The following is a 20,667-nucleotide window of genomic DNA, read 5'->3' as shown; positions in this document are numbered from 1 at the left end:
ATCCCCCGCGCCGCTGGCAAGGCATTCAATGTGCATACCCAGTAAAAAGCCCCTCGCGGGGCTTTTTGTATCTTGCTCTCTTACTTCTTGGCCTTGGAGAGGGCGGCGGCGAAGGCGTTGCCCATGGCGCCCCCCATGCCGGTCTGGGGGGCACTCTGCCGCGGCTCGCTGCGCGGCTTGTCCCGACCGGCGTTGCCCTGGCGTGGCTCCGCCGGCTTGCGCCCTGGCCCACTCTTCTCGCCGGCCTTCTCTTGCAAACGCATGGTCAGGCTGATGCGCTTGCGGGGGGCGTCCACCTCCAGCACCTTGACCCGCACTATGTCGCCGGCCTTGACCACCTCGCGGGGATCTTTCACGAAGCGATCGGTCAGGGAGCTGATGTGCACCAGGCCATCCTGGTGGACCCCGATGTCGACGAAGGCGCCGAAGTTGGTGACGTTGGTGACCACCCCCTCCAGCACCATCTCGGGCACCAGGTCGCTGATTTTCTCGACCCCTTCCTTGAAGGTGGCGGTCTTGAACTCGGGGCGCGGGTCGCGGCCCGGCTTGTCCAGCTCGCCGATGATGTCGGTGACGGTGGGCACGCCGACACGCTCATCCGTGTAGTCGGCGGGTTTCAGACCCCGCAGCAGGCTGCTGTTGCCGAGCAGGCTCTCCACCTGCTGTTGGAGCCGTGCCAGGATCCTCTCCACCACGGGGTAGGACTCCGGGTGAACCGCCGAGCCGTCCAGCGGGTTGCTGCCGCCGCGAATGCGCAGGAAGCCGGCGCACTGCTCGAACGCCTTGGGACCGAGCCGGCTTACCTTGAGCAGCTGCTGGCGATTGTGGAAGGCGCCGTTGTCGTCCCGGTAGGCAACGATGTTCTGGGCCAGGGTCTGGGAGAGGCCGGAGACCCGGTTGAGCAGGGCGACCGAGGCGGTGTTCACATCCACCCCGACTGCGTTCACGCAATCCTCGACCACGGCATCGAGCCTGCGGGCCAGCTGGCTCTGGCCCACATCGTGCTGGTATTGGCCGACCCCGATGCTCTTGGGATCGATCTTGACCAGCTCGGCCAGGGGATCCTGCAACCGGCGGGCGATGGAGACGGCGCCACGGATGGAGACGTCGAGATCCGGGAACTCCTGGGAGGCGAGTTCGGAGGCGGAATAGACGGAGGCGCCAGCTTCACTCACGACTATCTTCTGGGCTTTGGCCGCCGGGTAGCGTTCGAACAGATCGCTTACCAGGCGGTCGGTTTCCCGGGAGGCGGTGCCGTTGCCGATGCTGATGAGCTCGACCTTGTGCTTCTGGCACAGCTCGCTCAGGGTGCGCAGGCTCTGATCCACCTGTTTCTTCGGCTCGAACGGGTAGATGGTCGTGTGATCGACCAGCTTGCCGGTGGCATCCACCACGGCGACCTTGACCCCGGTACGGATGCCGGGATCCAGCCCCATGGTGCAGCGCATGCCGGCTGGTGCCGCCATCAGCAGATCCTTGAGGTTCATGGCGAACACCTGGATCGCCTCCTCTTCGGCACTCTCACGGATTCGGCCGACCAGCTCGGTTTCCATCTGGAGCGACAGCTTGATCTTCCAGGTCCAGCTCACCACCCCCTGCAGCCACTTGTCCGCCGGACGGTTCTGCAGGTTCAGCTTGAGGTGATGAGCGATGATCCCTTCGCAGGGGCTGGCGCTCTCATCCTCGCCGGTCACCAGCGCCAGGTTGAGCACCCCCTCGTTGCGGCCGCGCAGCATGGCCAGCACCCGGTGGGAGGGGGCCTTGTGCAGGGGTTCGTCGTGTTCGAAGTAATCCTTGAACTTGGCCCCTTCCTGCTCCTTGCCCGCCACTACCCGGGCACGCAGGGTGGCGTTGTGCCACAGGTAGTCCCGCAGCTTCTCCAGCAGGTCGGCCTGCTCGGCGAAGCGCTCCATCAATATGTAGCGGGCACCGTCGAGGGCAGCCTTGCTGTCATTGATGCCCTGTTCAGTGTTGAGGAAGGCGCCGGCCTCCTGCTCGGGGTCACGCATGGGATCGGCGAGCAGCCGATCCGCCAGGGGCTCGAGTCCGGCCTCGATGGCCATCTGCCCCTTGGTACGGCGCTTGGGCTTGTAGGGCAGGTAGAGATCTTCCAGCCGGGTCTTGCTGTCCGCCTCGCGCAGGTCGCGGGCGAGCTCCGGGGTGAGTTTGCCCTGCTCCTCGATGGAGCGGATGATCACCTGGCGGCGATCTTCGAGTTCCCGCAGGTAGCCGAGGCGGCTCTCCAGGGTACGCAGCTGGCTGTCGTCCAGCCCGCCGGTCACCTCCTTGCGGTAACGGGCGATGAAGGGGACGGTCGCCCCCTCGTCCAGCAGGCGCACGGCGGCCTGCACCTGATCGGGACGAGCATTCAGCTCGGTGGCGATCTGTCTCTCTATGAGTTGGCTCTGCATCGGGGATCTCTAATGGTCGGTTCTATCCAACTGGACTGAGGTGGCGTCCTGGCTCAGCAAGGGGCACCACCCGGCCGGTTTGCGCCCTGGGCGCCGGGTGGGAGCACTATAGGGGCTGGGGACGGTGGATGCCAGCCCGGCCGGGGGCATGGCGGCAGGGAGTGGGGCTCCCTCGGCGGTTCAACGGGGGTAGCTTATCTCGTTCACATACCAGCAGGCGTCACCCACGGGCGTACGCACTATGGCCTCGTCACCCACCTCTTTCTTCAGCAGGGCGCGGGCCATGGGGGAGTCGATGGAGATGTAATCCTTGCGACCGAAGATTTCGTCATAACCGACGATGCGAAAGCGCTTGGTCTCCCCTTCCTCGCTCTCCACCTCGACCCAGGCGCCGAAGAACACCTTGCCCTCCTGGGAGGGGGCGTAGTCGACGATGGTGAGCTCCTCCAGACACTTGCGCAGGTAGCGCACCCGGCGGTCGATCTCCCGCAGCCGCTTCTTGTTGTACTGGTAGTCGGCATTCTCGCTGCGATCGCCGAGGCTGGCCGCCCAGGCCACCTTCTTGGTGACCTCGGGCCGCTCCTCTCGCCACAGCATGTCGTGCTCTTGTCGCAGCCTGTTGTAGCCTTCTCGCGTGATGAGTTTGGTTTTCATGGCGTAATCAGCCCCTGTTACGACCTGATGAGGGAGGTTGTTCTGCCAGGACTCTTGATGATGGCGCCCCGGCTTTGGGGGCAAAGGTATCAGAGAGGCCCGGGCTCTGACCATAGCCCGGGGTTTTAGCCGCGCCCGGGGTAATAACCGGTAACATATTTATGCTTTGCCGTTGGGAGGGGGAGCCCTAGTATTGGGGGCAGCGAGAGAGGAGTGGCAAGCATGAGTCAGCAATACAAGGTCCTGGTGGTCGACGATGACCTGAAACTGCGTTCCCTGCTGGAGCGTTATCTTACCGAGCAGGGGTTCATGGTACGGGGGGTCGCCAACGGCGAGCAGGCTGACCGGCTGTTGACGCGTGAGAACTTCAGCCTGATGGTGCTGGATCTGATGCTGCCGGGGGAAGATGGCCTCTCCATCTGCCGCCGCCTGCGGGAAGCGGGCAACCAGATCCCGGTGCTCATGCTCACCGCCAAGGGGGACGAGGTGGATCGCATCGTCGGTCTCGAGATGGGGGCCGATGACTATCTGCCCAAGCCGTTCAATCCCCGCGAGCTGCTGGCCCGGATCCGCGCCGTGTTGCGCCGTCATACCGTCGAGCTGCCCGGCGCCCCCTCCGCTGCCGAGAAGATGGTGACCTTCGGTGCCTATCAACTCAACCTGGCGACCCGGGAGCTGAGCCGGGACGGAGAACCGGTCGCCCTGACCAGCGGCGAGTTCGCCGTGCTCAAGGTGCTGGTGAGCCACCCGCGCGAGCCGCTCTCCCGCGACAAGCTGATGAATCTGGCCCGGGGGCGGGAGTACACCGCCACCGAGCGCAGCATAGACGTGCAGGTCTCCCGCCTGCGCCGGTTGCTGGAGCAGGATCCCGCCCAGCCGCGCTATCTGCAGACCGTCTGGGGTCTGGGCTATGTGTTCGTACCGGACGGTGATGGCGCATGAAACGAGTGAGCAGCATGTTTTCCCGCATGCTCTGGTTTCTGGCTGCCGTGCTGGTGGTCTATCAGTTTGTCTCCTATGTCACCTTCTACAACTATCTGCTGTCGCCGGCGGTCAATCAGATCAGCCATCTGTTGGCCAACCAGGTCAAGCTCATCTTCCCCATCGACAGCAATCAGCTGGCCCTGAGCGAAGACGCCGAGGCCCTGGTCTATGTGGCGACCGGCAGCGACATCTATACCCAGAGCGAAGCGGAGCAGCACGGACTCAACGACTCCAAACCCTATCCCTACCTGGAAGAGAACATCAGCAACGAGCTGAAGGGCAAGACCAAGGTCAGGGTCGAGATCCAGGATCACTACATCATCTGGATCCAGCCGCCCCAGGCCAGCCAGATGTGGGTGCGGATCCCGCTGACCGAGATTGAGGATGACGATATTGAGCCGCTGCTGCTCTATATGAGCGTGCTGCTGGTGGTGACCCTGTTCGCGGCCTGGCGATTCGCCCGCCAGCTGGTGCGCCCGCTGGAGGATCTGGAGGCGGGGGCCGTGGCGGTGGCCCGCGGCAACTTCCCCGATGCGCTGAGTGAGCAGGGCTCCCGGGAGGTACGCCGTCTGACCCGCACCTTCAACCACATGTCGAGCTCCATCAAGAGTCTGATAGAAGAGCGCAACCTGATGATGGCGGGGGTCTCCCATGACTTGCGAACCCCCCTGACCCGCATCCGGCTGGCGACCGAGATGATGTCTTCCGGGGATGAGTACCTCAAGGAGAGCATCAACGCGGACATCGACGAGTCCAATGCCATCATCGATCAGTTCATCGACTACATCCGGCCGGACGAGGGGCTGGACATCCAGCAGATCGACCTGACCCAGCTGATCCACGATGCCCTGCTGATGCAGACCGATCAGGGCCTGGAGGTGGAGCTGCTGTTGCCGGAGCAGGCGGTGCGGGTGGCCTGCAACCCCGTTAGCCTGAGGCGCATCCTCAACAATCTGTCGGGCAACTCACTGCGCTACGGGGCGAGCCGCTTGCAGGCCGAGCTCAAGGATGATGGCCACTGGGTACGACTACGGCTCTCTGACAATGGCCCCGGCATCGCGGAGCAGGATTATCAGCGGGTGCTCAAGCCCTTCACCCAGGGCAATGTGGCACGTACCGTCGGCGGCAGTGGCCTGGGGCTGGCCATCGTCGCCAAGATAGTCTCTCTGCATCACGGCACCATACGGCTCGGTGGCTCGGCACTCGGGGGCCTGCTGGTGGAGATACGGCTGCCCAAGCAGCAGCCGCTGGAGTGGATAGATTGAGACAGAGGGCGCATCGGAGGATGCGCCCTCTGTGTTTTCAGCCTTCCGAGCCGACCTTGTTGCGGTAGCGCTTGCCGTATTTGAGTTGCTGGGTGAGCAGGGCCGCCACGATCAGCGCCAATCCGATGGGGGTGGCCGGGTGTATGGTCTCGCCGATGAGCAGATTCAGCAGTACCAGCGAGGCGAAGGGTGAGATGAAGATGAGGTTGCTGATGGGGGCCGTGTTGGTGGCGTGACGCAGGGCCATCAGCCAGAGCACGAAGCCGAAGCCCATCTCGAACAGCCCCACATAGATGGCGCCGGCCCAGCCTTGCCAGGCGGTCATGGCGAAGCCCGCTATCAGCCAGGTCGCCACGACGATGAAAGGCAGGCTGATGAGGAAGCCGAGCAGCAGGCTGACGATGGGATCCCCTTGATTGCGGGTGTTGAGGATCCAGTAGCCGGCCCAGATGAGGGTCGATACCAGCGCCAGGGTCACGCCGAGGGGGCTGTCGAACTGCAGGCCGAACACGTCTCCCTTGGTGGCGATGACCAGGGCGCCGAAGTAGCCCAGCACGATGGCGACCCCGTCCCGGCGGCGCAGCTTCTGGCCGAGGAAGGGAACCGCCAGCAGGCTGAGGGTGATGGCCCAGGTGTAGTTGAGGGTCTGAGCCTGCTGGGCGGGCAGCAAATCATAGGCCTTGAACAGCAACAGGTAATAGAGGAAGGGGTTCAGTACCCCCAGGGCCAGATAATAGAGAGGGCGAGCCCGGATGTAGTTCAGCAGCAGGGGCAGCTTGCCTTGCTTGGCGACGATGGCGGTGAGGGTCAGGGTCGAGGTGAAGGCCGCGACGAGCAGCAACTGCACGGGCTCGAAATAGGTGAGGGATATCTTGAAGGCGGTGGCGACTGTCGACCAGAGCGCCACGGCGCAGAGTCCATACTGGTAGGCTTTCTTCTGATCTTTGAGCATCGCGGTCGTTCCGTTGACAGAGGCAGGGGCGCAGTTTAACAGTCCGCTCGGCACCTTGTCGTCATCATGGTATCGAGGTCAGGCGAGGCCGCCTGGGCGAGATCCGTCTGCGACGGATGATTGTGCACAATCTGTTCGCCTTCTCTTGCATGAATTGAAAAAATCCGTATAATCCCCTCCGCTTACCCATGAGGTAAGCCAGACGATATGTCTGCATGCTGAGCTTCTCGTTTACGCGGGCCAGCCATACAGTCCTCCCGATATGGGGGGAAACGTGAAAAATCACACCTCTGGCGGGAGTAATCCCGGTCGGGCGGTGTTGATTTATGTTCTTTTATCTATTGGAGCTCTGTCAATGCAGAACCAAAGAATCCGTATCCGCCTGAAGGCTTTTGATCATCGCCTGATCGATCAATCCACTGCGGAAATCGTTGAAACTGCAAAGCGCACCGGCGCGCAGGTTCGCGGTCCTATTCCGCTGCCGACTCGCAAAGAGCGCTTCACCGTTCTGATCTCCCCGCACGTCAACAAAGACGCGCGTGATCAGTACGAGATCCGCACTCACAAGCGTCTGGTAGACATCGTTGAACCGACTGACAAGACCGTAGACGCTCTGATGCGTCTGGATCTGGCAGCTGGTGTAGACGTCCAGATCAGCCTGGGTTAATTACGGAAAGAGGTTGATAACAATGACAATCGGTCTTGTAGGTCGCAAAGTGGGTATGACTCGCATCTTCACCGAAGATGGCGTTTCTATCCCGGTGACTGTTATCGAAGTTGAAGCTAACCGTGTAACTCAGGTCAAATCTGTAGAAACCGACGGCTACAACGCTATTCAGGTTACCACTGGCGCCAAGAAAGCCAGCCGTGTAACCAAGCCGGAAGCTGGCCACTTTGCCAAAGCTGGTGTAGAAGCCGGTCGCGGTCTGTGGGAATTCCGCCTGAACAACGGTGAAACTTTCACTGTTGGTAGCGAGCTGAAAGTAGATCTTCTCGCTGACGTTAAGCTGGTAGACGTTACCGGCACATCCAAGGGTAAAGGTTTTGCCGGTACTGTTAAGCGCTGGAACTTCCGTACCCAGGATATGACCCACGGTAACTCTCTGTCCCACCGTGTACCTGGCTCCATCGGTCAAAACCAGACCCCGGGCCGTGTATTCAAGGGCAAAAAGATGGCTGGTCACATGGGTGCTGAGCGTGTAACGACTCAGAACCTGGAACTGGTTCGTGTTGACGCTGAACGCAACCTGCTGCTCATCAAAGGCGCAGTACCGGGTGCAACCAACGGCAACGTGATCGTTAAACCTGCCGTCAAAGCGTAACGTCTGAGGAGATAGTAATGGAATTGGTAATGAAAGACGCCAAGAGCGCTCTTGAAGTTTCCGAGACTACCTTCGGGCGCGAATTCAACGAAGCCCTGGTTCACCAGGTTGTCGTTGCTTATGCCGCTGGTGCCCGTCAGGGTACTCGTGCGCAGCTGACTCGCTCTGAAGTGTCTGGTGGCGGCAAAAAGCCGTGGCGTCAGAAGGGTACTGGTCGTGCCCGTGCTGGCTCCATCCGTTCGCCCATCTGGCGTTCCGGTGGTGTGACCTTTGCTGCTAAGCCGCAAGATCACAGCCAAAAAGTAAACAAGAAGATGTACCGCGGCGCTATCCGTAGCATCCTGTCCGAGCTGGTACGTCAAGAGCGTCTGATCGTTGTTGAGAAATTCGGCATCGAAGCTCCGAAGACCAAAGAACTGATCGCCAAGCTGAAAGAGATGGAACTGACTGACGTTCTGATCGTGACCGCTGAAGTCGATGAGAACCTGTTCCTGGCTGCTCGCAACCTGTACAAAGTTGACGTGCGTGACGTTGCCGGTATCGACCCGGTCAGCCTGATCGCCTTCGACAAGGTTCTGATGACTGCTGATGCAGTGAAGCAAATCGAGGAGATGCTGGCATGATCCGCGAAGAACGTCTGTTGAAAGTTCTGAAGGCTCCGCACATCTCTGAAAAGAGCACCATGGTTGCAGAAAAGCAGAACACTATCGTGTTCAAAGTTGCTGTTGATGCCACCAAGGCGGAAGTCAAAGCTGCAGTTGCGAAACTGTTCGAGGTCGAAGTTGAGACCGTCCGTACCCTGAACATGAAGGGTAAGACCAAGCGCGCAGGTGCACGCGTAGGCCGTCGTTCCGATTGGAAGAAGGCTTATGTCACCCTGAAAGCGGGTCAGGACATCGACTTCATGGGCGCAGCCGAGTAAGAGGAGTTCTCAAAAATGGCAATCGTTAAGTGCAAGCCTACTTCTCCGGGCCGCCGCCACGTCGTCAAGATCGTCAACCAAGAGCTGTACAAGGGCAAGCCCTTCGCCGCTCTGCTGGACAGCAAAAGCAAGTCCGGTGGTCGTAACAACAACGGCCGCATCACCACTCGTCACATCGGTGGTGGTCACAAGCAACACTACCGTCTGGTCGACTTCAAGCGCGACAAAGACGGCATTCCGGCCAAAGTAGAGCGTCTGGAATACGATCCTAACCGTACCGCAAACATCGCCCTGGTGCTGTATGCAGACGGTGAGCGTCGTTACATCCTGGCTCCGAAAGGCCTGAAAGCAGGTGATGCTATCGCTTCTGGTGCTGATGCTGCGATCAAGGTAGGTAACACCCTGCCGATGCGTAACATCCCGGTCGGTTCTACCGTTCACGCCGTAGAGATGAAGCCTGGTAAAGGTGCCCAGCTGGCTCGTTCCGCTGGTACTTTCATCCAGATCCTGGCTCGTGAAGGTAACTATGTAACTCTGCGTCTGCGTTCCGGCGAAGTACGTAAAGTTCTGGCCGAGTGCCGCGCTACCATCGGTGAAGTCGGTAACTCCGAGCACATGCTGCGTCAACTGGGTAAAGCCGGTGCAAACCGCTGGCGTGGTATTCGTCCGACCGTTCGCGGTATGGCGATGAACCCGGTTGATCACCCGCACGGTGGTGGTGAGGGTCGTAACAAGGGCATGCAGCCTGTGTCCCCATGGGGCCAGAAGGCTAAGGGCTTCAAGACCCGTAAGAACAAGCGTACCGACAAGTACATCGTACGTCGTCGTAACAAGTAATTGTTAACATAGAGGAATCACCATGCCACGTTCTCTCAAGAAGGGTCCATTTATTGACCTGCACTTGCTGAAGAAGGTAGAGAAAGCGGTGGAAAGCGGGGATAAAAAGCCGGTTAAGACCTGGTCCCGTCGTTCAATGATCATCCCGAACATGATCGGTTTGACCATCGCTGTCCATAATGGTCGTCAGCACGTTCCGGTTTTCGTTACCGAAGAAATGATCGGTCACAAACTGGGTGAATTCGCACCGACTCGTACTTATCGCGGCCATGCTGCTGATAAGAAGGCTAAGAAGCGCTAAGGGATAAATGATGGAAGCTATCGCTAAACACCGTTATGCCCGTACTTCTGCCCAGAAAGCTCGTCTGGTAGCCGATCAAGTACGTGGTCTGTCCGTAGACAAGGCTCTGAACATCCTGACCTTCAGCCCGAAAAAGGCTGCTGTTCTGGTGAAGAAAGTGCTGGAATCTGCCATTGCCAACGCTGAGCACAACGAAGGCGCCGACATCGACGCCCTGCGTGTTGCCACCATCATGGTAGACGAAGGTCCCTCCATGAAGCGCATCCGCCCGCGTGCCAAAGGTCGCGCGGATCGTATCCTCAAGCGTACCGCTCACATCACTGTAGTGGTATCCGACGCTAAGGCTGGGAGATAAGCAATGGGTCAGAAAGTACATCCTAATGGCATTCGCCTGGGTATTACCAAGCCTTGGAATTCTACCTGGTTCGCGAACACCAAAGACTTCGCTGACAACCTGTACAGCGATTTCCAAGTACGCCAGTTCCTGACCAAGGAGCTGAAAAACGCTTCCTTGTCCAAGATCACTATCGAGCGTCCGGCCAAGAGCATCCGTGTGACCATTCACACCGCTCGTCCGGGTGTCGTGATCGGCAAGAAAGGCGAAGACGTTGAGAAACTGCGCAAAGCTGTAGCCACTATTGCTGGCGTGCCTGCTCAGATCAACATTTCCGAAGTCCGCAAGCCGGAGCTGGATGGCAAACTGGTTGCCGACAGCATCACTTCTCAGCTGGAACGTCGCGTAATGTTCCGTCGCGCTATGAAGCGCGCCGTACAAAACGCCATGCGCCTGGGTGCCAAGGGCATCAAAGTTGAAGTGTCCGGTCGTCTGGGCGGCGCTGAAATCGCGCGTACCGAATGGTACCGTGAAGGTCGTGTGCCGTTGCACACCCTGCGTGCCGACATCGACTACGCAACTTCTGAAGCCCACACCACTTACGGTGTGATCGGCGTTAAAGTTTGGATCTTCAAGGGCGAAGTTCTGGGCGGTCTGGCTGCAGTCAATGCTGCCGCTGCTCAAGAGCAAGCTCCTGCGAAGCCCAAGCGTGACAACAAGCGCCGCGCTGCCAAGTAAGGAGATTCGGTAAATGTTGCAACCAAAGCGTACTAAATTCCGCAAGACCCACAAGGGTCGCAACCGCGGTCTGGCCAACTCCGGTAACGAAGTATCCTTCGGTACCTTCGGCCTGAAGGCGACATCCCGTGGTCAACTGACTGCTCGTCAAATCGAAGCAGCCCGTCGTGCCATGACCCGTCACGTTAAGCGTCAGGGTAAAATCTGGATCCGTGTGTTCCCGGACAAGCCGATTACCGAAAAGCCCCTTGAAGTTCGTATGGGTAAAGGTAAGGGTAACGTCGAATACTGGGTATGCCCGATCCAGCCTGGCAAAGTTCTGTACGAGATGGACGGTGTTCCCGAGGCTCTGGCCCGTGAAGCATTCGCCCTGGCCGCTGCTAAGCTGTCCGTTCAGACCACTTTCGTAATCAAGACGGTGATGTGATGAAAGCCCAAGATCTGCGTCAAAAGAGCGTCGAAGAACTGAACCAGGAGCTGCTGGGTCTGCTGCGTGAGCAATTCAACATGCGCATGCAAGCTTCCACCGGCCAGCTGGCTCAGACTCACACTCTGAAACAAGTGCGTCGTGACGTCGCACGTATCAAGACTGTACTGACTGAGAAGGCAGGTGCGTAATGACTGACAAGATCCGTACTCTGCAAGGTCGTGTAATCAGCGACAAGATGGACAAGTCCATCACTGTTGCTATCGAGCGCAAGGTAAAGCACCCGATCTACGGTAAGATCATCAAGCGCACTACCAAGCTGCACGTACACGACGAGAACAACGAGTGTAAAGCTGGCGATCTCGTGGAAATCCGCGAGTGCCGCCCGCTGTCCAAGACCAAGTCCTGGACCCTGGTTGCTGTCGTAGAAAAGGCCTAATCGGTACTTTTTAGCTCAAACGGCCCCGTATCGGGGCCGTTTGTTTTTTAGGCTACCTTTTCAAAAATAGCTGTGTTATAGTTTCGCGCCTTTTGAAGGCAGCCAGATCCCCGCAAGGGATAAGAAGTAAACAAAGCGGAGCACTAAGATGATCCAGATGCAAAGTATGCTGGGTGTTGCCGACAACTCCGGCGCTCGCAGTGTAATGTGTATTAAGGTTCTGGGTGGTTCGCACCGCCGTTACGCCGGCATCGGCGACATCATTAAGGTTTCCATCAAGGAAGCTATTCCTCGCGGTAAAGTGAAGAAAGGTGATGTGTATAACGCGGTGGTCGTACGCACCCGTAAAGGCGTTCGTCGTCCGGACGGCTCTGTCATCCGTTTCGACAACAATGCGGCTGTGTTGCTTAACAACAACCAACAGCCAATCGGTACTCGTATTTTTGGCCCGGTGACCCGTGAACTCCGTAATGAGAAGTTCATGAAGATTGTGTCCCTGGCACCCGAAGTACTGTAAGGAGTCGAACGATGGCAGCTAAAATCCGTCGCGAAGACGAAGTAATTGTTCTTACCGGCAAAGACAAGGGCAAGCGTGGCAAAGTCACTCAAGTCCTGATTGCAAAAGGTAAGGTAATCGTTGAAGGCATCAACCAGGTGAAGAAACACCAGAAGCCGGTACCCGCACTGGGTCAGGCTGGCGGTATCGTCACCAAAGAAGCCCCCATCGATGTATCTAACATCGCGCTGTTCAACTCTGCCACTGGCAAGGCTGACCGCGTTGGTTTCCGGATTGAAGACGGCAAGAAAGTCCGTTTCTTCAAATCCACCGGCGAACTTGTGAAGTAATTGGAGTTTAACGATGGCGAAACTGCATGATTACTACAAATCCGATGTAGTAAATGAACTGTCCAAGCAGTTCGGTTACAAGACTATCATGCAAGTCCCTCGGATCGAGAAAATCACCCTGAACATGGGTGTTGGTGAAGCGATCTCTGACAAGAAACTGCTGGAAAATGCGGCTGCCGATATGGCTGCCATTTCCGGTCAGAAACCGCTGATCACCAAAGCACGCAAATCTGTTGCGGGCTTCAAGATTCGTGAAGGCTACCCGATAGGTTGTAAAGTAACCCTGCGTGGCGAGCGTATGTGGGAGTTCCTGGAACGGCTGATTTGCATCTCCGTACCGCGTATCCGTGACTTCCGTGGTCTGAACGCCAAGGCGTTCGATGGCCGTGGTAACTACTCCATGGGCGTGCGTGAGCAAATCATCTTCCCGGAAATCGACTATGACAAGGTCGATCGCGTCCGTGGTCTGGATATCACCATCACCACTTCCGCGAATACCGACGAAGAAGGCCGTGCTCTGCTGGCTGCCTTTAACTTCCCATTCCGCAAGTAAGGTTAGGGTTATGGCTAAAACATCCATGAAAGCGCGCGAAGCAAAGCGTGCGAAGCTGGCAGCCAAGTTCGCGACCAAGCGTACCGAGCTGAAAGCTATCATCGTTGATATGAACGCTTCTGAAGAAGCGCGTTGGGACGCTGTCTTGCAACTGCAACAGCTGCCCCGTGATTCCAGTCCGTCCCGCCAGCGTAACCGTTGCAATATTACTGGTCGTCCGCACGGTTTCCTGCGCAAGTTTGGTCTGTCCCGCATCAAGGTGCGTGAGCATGCCATGAAGGGCGAAATTCCAGGCCTCAAAAAGGCCTCTTGGTAAGAATCTCGGGAGTTAGACTATGAGCATGCAAGATCCGATCGCGGATATGCTGACCCGCATCCGTAACGGTCAGGCGGCGAGCAAAGTTGCGGTTTCCATGCCTTCTTCCAAGCTGAAAGTGGCTATTGCCAAAGTGCTGAAAGAAGAAGGTTACATCGCTGGCTACTCCGTAGCTGGTGACGTGAAGCCGGAACTGGAAATTGAACTGAAATATTTCCAGGGCAAGCCGGTTGTAGAACTGATCCAACGCGTGAGCCGTCCCGGCCTGCGTATTTACAAGCGCACTACTGATCTGCCGAAAGTCATGGGCGGTCTCGGTGTTGCTATCGTGTCCACGTCTAAAGGTGTGATGACCGACCGTGCTGCCCGCAAGGCAAGCATGGGTGGTGAGATCATCTGCTACGTCGCTTAATAGGAGGTCGGAAATGTCTCGCGTTGCTAAGGCACCCGTCACTATTCCTGCTGGCGTAGAGGTGACTCTGAACGGTCAGGAACTGTCCATCAAAGGTGGTAAAGGTTCCCTGGTTCGTTCCATCCACGCCGGTGTAGAAGTGACCAAAGAAGACAATGTACTGAAGTTCGCCCCGCGCGACGGCATCGCTGGTGCTGACGCTCAGGCCGGTACTGCCCGTGCATTGGTCAACAACATGGTAATCGGTGTTACCCAAGGCTTCGAGCGCAAGCTGCAGCTGGTTGGTGTAGGTTACAAAGCCTCCATCAAGGGCAATGCTGTCGCGCTGGCTCTGGGCTTCTCTCACCCGGTAGAGCATGCGCTGCCGGCTGGTGTCACCGCTGAATGCCCGACCGCTACTGAGATCGTTCTCCGTGGTGTGGACAAGCAGCTGGTTGGCCAAGTCGCCGCCGATATCCGTTCTTACCGCGCTCCGGAGCCCTACAAGGGCAAGGGTGTACGCTATGCCAATGAGCAAGTGCGTACTAAAGAAGCTAAGAAGAAGTAAGGTAACACTATGGACAAGAAAGCAGCTCGTCTCCGTCGTGCTACTCGTGCTCGGAAAAAGATGCAGGAACTGGGAGCCACCCGTCTGGTTGTTCACCGTACCCCGCGTCATATCTATGCGCAGGTTATCGCAGCCAACGGTTCCGAAGTTCTGGCCTCTGCTTCCACAGTAGAGAAAGCCATCAGTGAAGCTATCAAATACACCGGTAATGCTGATGCAGCTACCGCTGTAGGTAAAGCTATCGCTGAGCGTGCGATTGCCAAAGGCGTTCAGAACGTATCTTTCGATCGTTCCGGTTTCAAGTATCACGGTCGTGTAGCCGCTCTGGCTAGCGCTGCTCGTGACGCTGGTCTTCAGTTCTAAGCTAGGAGTCGAAGATGGCTAAAATCGAATCTCAAGCCGGCGAACTGCAAGAAAAGCTGATTGCAGTAAACCGTGTTTCGAAAACTGTTAAAGGTGGTCGTATCATGTCCTTCACCGCGTTGACCGTGGTGGGTGATGGTAACGGCCGTGTAGGTTACGGTTACGGTAAAGCCCGTGAAGTTCCGGCTGCCATTCAAAAGGCAATGGAACAGGCTAAGCGTAACCTGAACAAGGTTGAGCTGAACAACGGCACTCTGCACCACCCGGTGCGCGGTGTTCACTCTGGCTCCACCGTGTTCATGAAGCCGGCCTCCCAAGGTACTGGTATCATTGCCGGCGGCGCCATGCGTGCCGTGCTGGAAGTGGCTGGTATCCACAACGTGCTGGCTAAGACCTACGGTTCCACCAACCCAATCAACGTTGTTCGCGCAACTGTCGACGCTCTGGTACACGGCCAATCGCCGGAACAGATCGCTGCCAAGCGTGGTCTGCGCGTTGAAGAAATTCTGGGGTAATGCGACATGGCTAACACTGTAAAAGTAACTCAAACTCGCAGCTCTATCGGCCGTCTGCCAAAGCACAAGGCGACTCTGCGTGGTCTGGGTCTGCGTCGCATTGGTCACACCGTTGAGCTGGAAGATACTCCCTGCGTACGCGGCATGATCAACCAGGTTTATTACATGGTTAAGGTGGAGGGCTAAGCATGCGTCTGAATACTCTGTCTCCGGCCGCTGGTTCCAAGCGCGTTAAGCACCGTCCGGGCCGTGGTATCGGTTCTGGTCTGGGCAAGACTGGTGGTCGTGGTGTTAAAGGTCAAACTTCTCGTTCCGGTGGCGGCAAAGTTCGCAACGGCTTCGAGGGTGGCCAGATGCCTTTGAAAATCCGTCTGCCGAAGTTCGGTTTCTTCTCCCGCAAATCTTTGGTGTCTGCCGAAGTGCGTCTGAACGAAATTGCCCTGGTAGAAGGTGATGTGGTCGATGTGAGCACTCTGAAGCAAGCCGGTGTTATTACCAAAAACATCGTGTTCGCTAAAGTTGTTCTGTCTGGCAACATTGACCGTGCTGTGACCGTTCGTGGTCTGTCCGTCACCAAGGGTGCACGTGCAGCCATCGAGGCCGCTGGCGGTAAAATCGAGGAATAATCAGTACAATGGCTAAGAAACCAGGATTGGATGTTAAAGCACAAGGTGGTCTGAGTGAACTGAAGAGCCGTCTGCTCTTCGTTCTCGGGGCGATTATCGTTTTCCGTGCAGGCTCTTATGTGCCGATTCCTGGTATTGACGCCGCCGTACTGGCCGAGTTGTTCCAACAACAGAAGGGCACCATCATTGAGATGTTCAACATGTTCAGTGGTGGTGCACTCTCGCGTGCTTCTATTCTTGCGCTGGGGATCATGCCGTATATTTCGGCGTCGATCATCATCCAGCTGCTGACTGTGGTTCACCCCGCTCTTGCTGAACTCAAGAAGGAAGGTGAAGCCGGCCGTCGCAAGATTAGCCAATATACCCGTTGGGGCACGCTGGTTTTGGGAACTTTCCAGGCCATTGGTATCGCAACCGGTCTGCCGAATATGATGCAAGGACTCGTGACTCATCCGGGTTTGGGCTTCTATTTCACAGCCGTTGTGAGTCTGGTCACCGGTACCATGTTCTTGATGTGGTTGGGTGAACAGATTACCGAGCGTGGGATTGGTAATGGTATCTCGTTGATTATCTTCACGGGTATCGTTGCCGGTCTGCCTCATGCCATTGGCGCTACGGCCGAACAGGCACGTCAAGGGGAATTGCACATCCTGCTGTTGTTGTTGCTGGGCTTGATTGTTTTCGCTGTGACTTACTTTGTGGTGTTCGTGGAGCGTGGTCAGCGTCGTATCGTCGTTAACTATGCCAAGCGTCAACAAGGCCGCCAGGTATTCGCCGCGCAAAGCACACACCTGCCATTGAAAGTGAATATGGCCGGTGTGATTCCTGCGATTTTCGCATCTAGCATCATCCTCTTCCCTGGGACCATTACCTCTTGGTTTGGCCAGGGCGAGGGCAAGGTCGCTGATATCCTGCAACAGGTCTCTATGGTCCTGCAGCCGGGTCAGCCCCTGTATGAAATGCTCTATGCAGCAGCCATTATCTTCTTCTGCTTCTTCTATACCGCGTTGGTATTCAACCCCCGCGAGACAGCAGATAACCTGAAGAAGAGTGGAGCCTTTATCCCGGGGATCCGCCCGGGCGAGCAGACAGCACGTTACATCGATAAGGTTATGACACGCCTGACATTGGCAGGTGCGCTCTATATAACCTTTATCTGTCTGGTACCTCAGTTCTTGATGACTGCCTGGAACGTACAGTTCTACTTCGGTGGCACTTCGCTGCTGATTATCGTGGTGGTTATCATGGACTTCATGGCTCAGGTACAAACCCATATGATGTCTCATCAATATGGCGACGTCCTGAGGAAGGCCAACCTGAAGGGCTACGGCCGCTAAAGGTCGGCGTAGTTACGGAGTTAAGCAATGAAAGTTCGTGCTTCCGTTAAGGCAATCTGCCGTAACTGCAAAATCATCAAGCGTCACGGTGTGGTGCGTGTGATTTGCAGTGAGCCAAAGCATAAGCAGCGCCAAGGCTAATTTTTTACGGTTAGTACTTGCAACAAATAGTTGTGCTGGCTAATATAGCCAGCCAACTTTTGTTGTGTATTGGTTGACCGCCACGTATCCGCTCACGGGCTTTGTGGTGGTCGTTATCTACGCTACGTAGGAGTGAACAGTGGCCCGTATCGCTGGCATTAACATTCCTGACCATAAGCACGCAGTCATTGCGTTGACTGCAATTTATGGCGTCGGTCGTACCCGCTCAAAGGCCATCTGTGCCGCAGCCGGTATTGCTGAGAATGTGAAAATTAAAGACTTGGACGAAGCTCAGATCGAGAGTCTGCGCGAGCAAGTAGGTAAATTCACCGTTGAAGGTGACTTGCGTCGTCAGATTTCCATGAACATCAAGCGATTGATGGATCTGGGTTGCTACCGTGGTTTGCGTCACCGTCGTAGCCTGCCTGTTCGTGGTCAACGTACCAAGACCAATGCTCGTACCCGTAAGGGTCCGCGCAAGGCTATCAAGAAGTAACGGGAAGGTAGAAAATGGCTAAAACTCCGACTCGTGCTCGCAAGCGCGTTAAAAAGCAAGTGAGCGACGGTATTGCGCACGTTCATGCATCTTTCAACAACACAATCGTGACCATTACTGACCGTCAGGGCAATGCTCTGTCTTGGGCTACCTCTGGTGGTTCCGGTTTCCGTGGTTCCCGTAAGTCCACTCCGTTTGCTGCCCAGGTAGCTGCTGAGCGTGCTGGTGAGATCGCCAAAGAATACGGCGTGAAGAACCTGGAAGTCATGGTCAAAGGTCCGGGTCCCGGTCGTGAGTCTTCCATCCGCGCTCTGAACGCGGCTGGTTTCCGCATCACTAACATTACTGATGTGACTCCGATCCCGCACAACGGTTGTCGTCCTCCCAAGAAGCGCCGCGTGTAACGCTGGTAGCTACTTGGTCTAGGATTGTTGGAGAAAGAAGATGGCAAGATATATCGGTCCTAAGCTTAAGCTTAGCCGTCGTGAGGGCACCGACCTCTTCCTGAAGTCTGGTGTTCGTGCGATTGATTCTAAGTGCAAGATTGACACCGTTCCTGGTCAACATGGTGCGCGTAAAGCGCGTCTGTCCGACTACGGTGTGCAACTGCGCGAGAAACAAAAAGTACGTCGTATCTACGGCGTATTGGAAAAACAGTTCCGCAACTACTACCGCGACGCTGCCCGTCAAAAGGGTAACACCGGTGAAAACCTGTTGCAGCTGCTGGAAGGTCGTCTGGACAACGTCGTCTACCGCATGGGCTTCGGCGCCACTCGTGCTGAATCTCGTCAGCTGGTGAGCCACAAAGCCATCATGGTAAACGGCCGTGTCGTGAATGTTCCTTCTTTCCAGGTATCCCCTGAGGACGTGATCTGCGTTCGTGAGAAGGCTAAAAAGCAAGCGCGTATCAAAGCTTCCCTGGAAGTTGCTGGTCAGCGCGAGAAGCCGACTTGGGTAGAGGTTGACGCTGCTAAGATGGAAGGTGCTTTCAAACGCCTGCCAGAGCGTTCCGACCTGTCTGCCGACATTAACGAACAGCTGATCGTCGAGCTTTACTCCAAGTAAAGCTAGCTTCTAAAGAGAGGACACAATGCTGGGTTCTGTAACAGATTTTCTTAAACCGCGGCTAGTTGACATCGAGCAAGTTAGCCCGACTCACGCGAAAGTGACTCTCGAGCCGCTTGAGCGTGGCTTTGGTCACACGCTGGGCAATGCTCTGCGTCGTATTTTGTTGTCATCTATGCCCGGTTGTGCGGTTACTGAAGTCGAGATCGACGGAGTACTGCACGAGTACAGCAGCAAAGAAGGTGTACAGGAAGACATTCTTGAAATCCTGCTCAACCTGAAAGGTATCGCTGTGAAGCTGGAAGGCAAGGACGAGGTAACTCTGTCCCTGACCAAGTCTGGAACAGGCCCCGTTACCGCTGGTGATATCACTCACGGTGATGAAGTCGAGATCGTAAACCCGGAGCACGTAATCTGCCACCTGACTGGCGCCAATGCTGAGATCAGCATGCGCCTGAAAGTTCAGCGCGGTCGTGGTTATGTGCCTGCTTCTGCCCGTGTTCACAACGATGATGAAGAGCGTCCTATCGGCCGCCTGCTGCTGGACTCCGCGTTCAGCCCCATCGTTCGCATCGCCTACAATGTTGAGGCGGCACGTGTGGAACAGCGCACCGACTTGGACAAGCTCGTTATCGACATGGAGACCAATGGTACTCTGGATCCAGAAGAAGCCATCCGTCGTTCTGCCACTATTCTGGCCGAGCAACTGGAAGCCTTCGTGGATCTGCGCGATGTCAGCGTGCCCGAGAAGAAAGAAGAGAAACCCGAGTTTGATCCGATTCTGCTGCGTCCTGTCGATGATTTGGAGCTGACAGTTCGTTCTGCGAACTGTCTGAAGGCAGAAGCTATCCACTATATTGGTGATCTGGTACAGCGTACCGAAGTCGAGTTGCTTAAAACTCCTAACCTCGGTAAGAAGTCCCTGACTGAGATCAAGGACGTGTTGGCCTCCCGTGGTCTGTCTCTTGGCATGCGCCTCGAGAATTGGCCGCCCGCCAGCATCGCTGACGAGTAATCCAGATTACGGGTTTCACAGATTTAGTTAGAAGGATAAGGTCATGCGCCATCGTTTGAGTGGTCGTCAACTGAACCGGAACAGCAGCCATCGTCAGGCTATGTTCCGCAACATGGCCAGCTCCCTGGTTCGTCATGAGATCATCAAGACGACTCTGCCTAAGGCAAAAGAGCTGCGTCGTGTAGTTGAACCGCTGATCACCCTTGCCAAGACTGATAGCGTTGCTAATCGTCGCCTGGCATTTGCCCGCACTCGCGATAACGCGATCGTGGCTAAGCTGTTCAATGAACTGGGCCCGCGCTACCTGGAGCGCGCCGGCGGTTATACTCGCATTCTGAAATGCGGTTTCCGTGCAGGCGACAACGCCCCTATGGCTTACATTGAGCTGGTAGACCGCCCGGCCGCTGCTGAAGCAGCTGCTGAGTGATAAAGAAAAAGCCGGGCTTGTCCCGGCTTTTCTTTTAAGGGATTCTGATACTGCCTCAACTGCCTCAACTGCCTCAACTGCCTCAACTGCCTCAACTGCCTCGGTATTCATCGCGCCACTTGTTATATAGGTATTTCTTATCCTCGAGGTGACGTTCATTTACCTGGTAACGAGATGCCCCAATCAATACCGGGCCCTGATCTGCACAATAGAGACATAGCCAATTTAGCCCTGGATTAGGCATTTCTGTGGATAAGTTTGTATAAAAGCTGTGGTTGGCTATGAATAACTAAAAAAGTGCCGATTTTTGCAGTTTTATTGCGATCTAGGGCTTGCCAGAAAGTTTTGGCTCCCTATAATGCGCCTCCATCGACAGGGCAAGCGGCAACGCAAACAACCCCGGTCGGTGCCTCGAAAAGCCT

Annotated in this window: 33 protein-coding genes; 30 read left to right on the top strand and 3 right to left on the bottom strand. The window is 56.5% G+C overall.

What is annotated here, in order from left to right; genetic code table 11:
• Positions 1 to 80 precede the first annotated feature (80 nt).
• Entirely contained in the window at positions 81 to 2,411 is a 2,331-nt protein-coding gene (locus tag ACW5W7_RS16785; RefSeq protein ID WP_456502426.1) for a Tex family protein, read from the bottom strand.
• A 180-nt stretch (positions 2,412 to 2,591) separates the two neighbouring features.
• Positions 2,592 to 3,065, bottom strand: coding sequence for a transcription elongation factor GreB (gene greB / locus ACW5W7_RS16780; protein WP_100860708.1), 474 nt, complete (start codon positions 3,063 to 3,065; stop codon positions 2,592 to 2,594).
• 222 nt (positions 3,066 to 3,287) lie between these two features.
• Here greB and ompR point away from each other — a divergent pair, with 222 nt between their 5' ends.
• Together ompR and envZ are read left to right on the top strand one after the other, a co-directional pair.
• On the top strand, positions 3,288 to 4,007 hold the full coding sequence (gene ompR / locus ACW5W7_RS16775; RefSeq protein ID WP_434665093.1) for an osmolarity response regulator transcription factor OmpR: 720 nt from the start codon (positions 3,288 to 3,290) through the stop codon (positions 4,005 to 4,007).
• The gene (gene envZ, locus ACW5W7_RS16770) at positions 4,004 to 5,314 is read left to right on the top strand and encodes a two-component system sensor histidine kinase EnvZ (protein ID WP_456502425.1); all 1,311 of its coding nucleotides are present in this window, start codon (positions 4,004 to 4,006) and stop codon (positions 5,312 to 5,314) included. The genes ompR and envZ overlap by 4 nt, the downstream gene beginning before the upstream one ends.
• 37 nt (positions 5,315 to 5,351) lie before the next feature.
• On the opposite strand, the gene ACW5W7_RS16765 is transcribed toward envZ, so the two are convergent.
• Complete coding sequence (locus ACW5W7_RS16765; RefSeq protein WP_456502424.1) at positions 5,352 to 6,266, bottom strand: DMT family transporter; 915 nt, start codon at positions 6,264 to 6,266, stop codon at positions 5,352 to 5,354.
• 355 nt (positions 6,267 to 6,621) lie between these two features.
• Here ACW5W7_RS16765 and rpsJ point away from each other — a divergent pair, with 355 nt between their 5' ends.
• The 28 genes from rpsJ to rplQ all read left to right on the top strand — a co-directional run bounded on the left by rpsJ (position 6,622) and on the right by rplQ (position 20,245).
• Positions 6,622 to 6,933, top strand: coding sequence for a 30S ribosomal protein S10 (gene rpsJ, locus ACW5W7_RS16760; RefSeq protein WP_005307944.1), 312 nt, complete (start codon positions 6,622 to 6,624; stop codon positions 6,931 to 6,933).
• A 22-nt stretch (positions 6,934 to 6,955) separates the two neighbouring features.
• Positions 6,956 to 7,588 carry a 50S ribosomal protein L3 gene (gene rplC, locus ACW5W7_RS16755; protein ID WP_010672559.1) on the top strand — a complete coding sequence of 211 codons (633 nt, stop codon included), beginning with the start codon at positions 6,956 to 6,958 and terminating at the stop codon, positions 7,586 to 7,588.
• Positions 7,589 to 7,605: 17 nt separating this feature from the next.
• The gene (gene rplD, locus ACW5W7_RS16750) at positions 7,606 to 8,211 is read left to right on the top strand and encodes a 50S ribosomal protein L4 (protein ID WP_005340616.1); all 606 of its coding nucleotides are present in this window, start codon (positions 7,606 to 7,608) and stop codon (positions 8,209 to 8,211) included.
• Positions 8,208 to 8,510 carry a 50S ribosomal protein L23 gene (gene rplW, locus ACW5W7_RS16745; RefSeq protein WP_005307955.1) on the top strand — a complete coding sequence of 101 codons (303 nt, stop codon included), beginning with the start codon at positions 8,208 to 8,210 and terminating at the stop codon, positions 8,508 to 8,510. Before rplD ends, rplW begins: the two co-directional genes overlap by 4 nt.
• 15 nt (positions 8,511 to 8,525) lie before the next feature.
• Positions 8,526 to 9,347, top strand: a complete 822-nt coding sequence (gene rplB, locus ACW5W7_RS16740) for a 50S ribosomal protein L2 (RefSeq protein WP_100292730.1) — start codon at positions 8,526 to 8,528, stop codon at positions 9,345 to 9,347.
• Positions 9,348 to 9,369: 22 nt separating this feature from the next.
• Positions 9,370 to 9,648, top strand: coding sequence for a 30S ribosomal protein S19 (gene rpsS / locus ACW5W7_RS16735; protein ID WP_005307960.1), 279 nt, complete (start codon positions 9,370 to 9,372; stop codon positions 9,646 to 9,648).
• A gap of 10 nt (positions 9,649 to 9,658) precedes the next feature.
• Positions 9,659 to 10,003, top strand: coding sequence for a 50S ribosomal protein L22 (rplV, locus tag ACW5W7_RS16730; RefSeq protein ID WP_005319741.1), 345 nt, complete (start codon positions 9,659 to 9,661; stop codon positions 10,001 to 10,003).
• A 3-nt stretch (positions 10,004 to 10,006) separates the two neighbouring features.
• A complete protein-coding gene (gene rpsC / locus ACW5W7_RS16725; protein ID WP_005307962.1) occupies positions 10,007 to 10,720 on the top strand; it encodes a 30S ribosomal protein S3 in 714 nt (237 codons plus the stop codon).
• Between the two features lie 13 nt (positions 10,721 to 10,733).
• Entirely contained in the window at positions 10,734 to 11,147 is a 414-nt protein-coding gene (gene rplP / locus ACW5W7_RS16720; RefSeq protein ID WP_005307963.1) for a 50S ribosomal protein L16, read from the top strand.
• Complete coding sequence (gene rpmC, locus ACW5W7_RS16715; protein ID WP_005307965.1) at positions 11,147 to 11,338, top strand: 50S ribosomal protein L29; 192 nt, start codon at positions 11,147 to 11,149, stop codon at positions 11,336 to 11,338. Before rplP ends, rpmC begins: the two co-directional genes overlap by 1 nt.
• Positions 11,338 to 11,586 (top strand): 30S ribosomal protein S17, encoded by a 249-nt coding sequence (gene rpsQ / locus ACW5W7_RS16710; protein WP_005307966.1) that lies wholly within the window; start codon positions 11,338 to 11,340, stop codon positions 11,584 to 11,586. The genes rpmC and rpsQ overlap by 1 nt, the downstream gene beginning before the upstream one ends.
• 148 nt (positions 11,587 to 11,734) lie before the next feature.
• Positions 11,735 to 12,103, top strand: a complete 369-nt coding sequence (gene rplN / locus ACW5W7_RS16705; protein ID WP_005307975.1) for a 50S ribosomal protein L14 — start codon at positions 11,735 to 11,737, stop codon at positions 12,101 to 12,103.
• A gap of 11 nt (positions 12,104 to 12,114) precedes the next feature.
• A complete protein-coding gene (rplX, locus tag ACW5W7_RS16700; protein WP_025325387.1) occupies positions 12,115 to 12,432 on the top strand; it encodes a 50S ribosomal protein L24 in 318 nt (105 codons plus the stop codon).
• A gap of 13 nt (positions 12,433 to 12,445) precedes the next feature.
• A complete protein-coding gene (gene rplE, locus ACW5W7_RS16695) occupies positions 12,446 to 12,985 on the top strand; it encodes a 50S ribosomal protein L5 (RefSeq protein ID WP_005331162.1) in 540 nt (179 codons plus the stop codon).
• Between the two features lie 10 nt (positions 12,986 to 12,995).
• Positions 12,996 to 13,301, top strand: coding sequence for a 30S ribosomal protein S14 (gene rpsN, locus ACW5W7_RS16690; RefSeq protein ID WP_005331161.1), 306 nt, complete (start codon positions 12,996 to 12,998; stop codon positions 13,299 to 13,301).
• Between the two features lie 19 nt (positions 13,302 to 13,320).
• The gene (rpsH, locus tag ACW5W7_RS16685; protein ID WP_005307980.1) at positions 13,321 to 13,713 is read left to right on the top strand and encodes a 30S ribosomal protein S8; all 393 of its coding nucleotides are present in this window, start codon (positions 13,321 to 13,323) and stop codon (positions 13,711 to 13,713) included.
• A gap of 13 nt (positions 13,714 to 13,726) precedes the next feature.
• Positions 13,727 to 14,260, top strand: a complete 534-nt coding sequence (rplF, locus tag ACW5W7_RS16680; RefSeq protein WP_349920652.1) for a 50S ribosomal protein L6 — start codon at positions 13,727 to 13,729, stop codon at positions 14,258 to 14,260.
• A gap of 9 nt (positions 14,261 to 14,269) precedes the next feature.
• Positions 14,270 to 14,623 carry a 50S ribosomal protein L18 gene (rplR, locus tag ACW5W7_RS16675; protein WP_456502423.1) on the top strand — a complete coding sequence of 118 codons (354 nt, stop codon included), beginning with the start codon at positions 14,270 to 14,272 and terminating at the stop codon, positions 14,621 to 14,623.
• A gap of 14 nt (positions 14,624 to 14,637) precedes the next feature.
• The gene (gene rpsE / locus ACW5W7_RS16670) at positions 14,638 to 15,138 is read left to right on the top strand and encodes a 30S ribosomal protein S5 (protein WP_100860714.1); all 501 of its coding nucleotides are present in this window, start codon (positions 14,638 to 14,640) and stop codon (positions 15,136 to 15,138) included.
• A gap of 6 nt (positions 15,139 to 15,144) precedes the next feature.
• Positions 15,145 to 15,324, top strand: coding sequence for a 50S ribosomal protein L30 (rpmD, locus tag ACW5W7_RS16665; RefSeq protein ID WP_005307985.1), 180 nt, complete (start codon positions 15,145 to 15,147; stop codon positions 15,322 to 15,324).
• Between the two features lie 2 nt (positions 15,325 to 15,326).
• Positions 15,327 to 15,764, top strand: a complete 438-nt coding sequence (gene rplO / locus ACW5W7_RS16660) for a 50S ribosomal protein L15 (protein ID WP_005307987.1) — start codon at positions 15,327 to 15,329, stop codon at positions 15,762 to 15,764.
• Positions 15,765 to 15,772: 8 nt separating this feature from the next.
• Entirely contained in the window at positions 15,773 to 17,101 is a 1,329-nt protein-coding gene (gene secY / locus ACW5W7_RS16655) for a preprotein translocase subunit SecY (protein ID WP_349920653.1), read from the top strand.
• Between the two features lie 27 nt (positions 17,102 to 17,128).
• Positions 17,129 to 17,242 (top strand): 50S ribosomal protein L36, encoded by a 114-nt coding sequence (gene rpmJ / locus ACW5W7_RS16650; protein ID WP_005319705.1) that lies wholly within the window; start codon positions 17,129 to 17,131, stop codon positions 17,240 to 17,242.
• A gap of 139 nt (positions 17,243 to 17,381) precedes the next feature.
• Positions 17,382 to 17,738: a 30S ribosomal protein S13 gene (gene rpsM, locus ACW5W7_RS16645; protein ID WP_005307991.1), complete on the top strand. Its 357-nt coding sequence runs from the start codon at positions 17,382 to 17,384 to the stop codon at positions 17,736 to 17,738.
• A 14-nt stretch (positions 17,739 to 17,752) separates the two neighbouring features.
• Positions 17,753 to 18,142 (top strand): 30S ribosomal protein S11, encoded by a 390-nt coding sequence (gene rpsK / locus ACW5W7_RS16640; protein ID WP_005319702.1) that lies wholly within the window; start codon positions 17,753 to 17,755, stop codon positions 18,140 to 18,142.
• A gap of 40 nt (positions 18,143 to 18,182) precedes the next feature.
• Entirely contained in the window at positions 18,183 to 18,803 is a 621-nt protein-coding gene (rpsD, locus tag ACW5W7_RS16635) for a 30S ribosomal protein S4 (RefSeq protein ID WP_010672568.1), read from the top strand.
• A 25-nt stretch (positions 18,804 to 18,828) separates the two neighbouring features.
• Complete coding sequence (locus ACW5W7_RS16630) at positions 18,829 to 19,818, top strand: DNA-directed RNA polymerase subunit alpha (protein ID WP_005307997.1); 990 nt, start codon at positions 18,829 to 18,831, stop codon at positions 19,816 to 19,818.
• Between the two features lie 43 nt (positions 19,819 to 19,861).
• Positions 19,862 to 20,245 (top strand): 50S ribosomal protein L17, encoded by a 384-nt coding sequence (gene rplQ, locus ACW5W7_RS16625; protein WP_005307999.1) that lies wholly within the window; start codon positions 19,862 to 19,864, stop codon positions 20,243 to 20,245.
• The last annotated feature ends 422 nt before the right edge of the window (positions 20,246 to 20,667 follow it).

It is taken from the genome of Aeromonas intestinalis (assembly GCF_054052485.1).
Note: the sequence above shows the minus strand (reverse complement) of the source record. Positions and strands in the feature narration are given on the sequence as shown.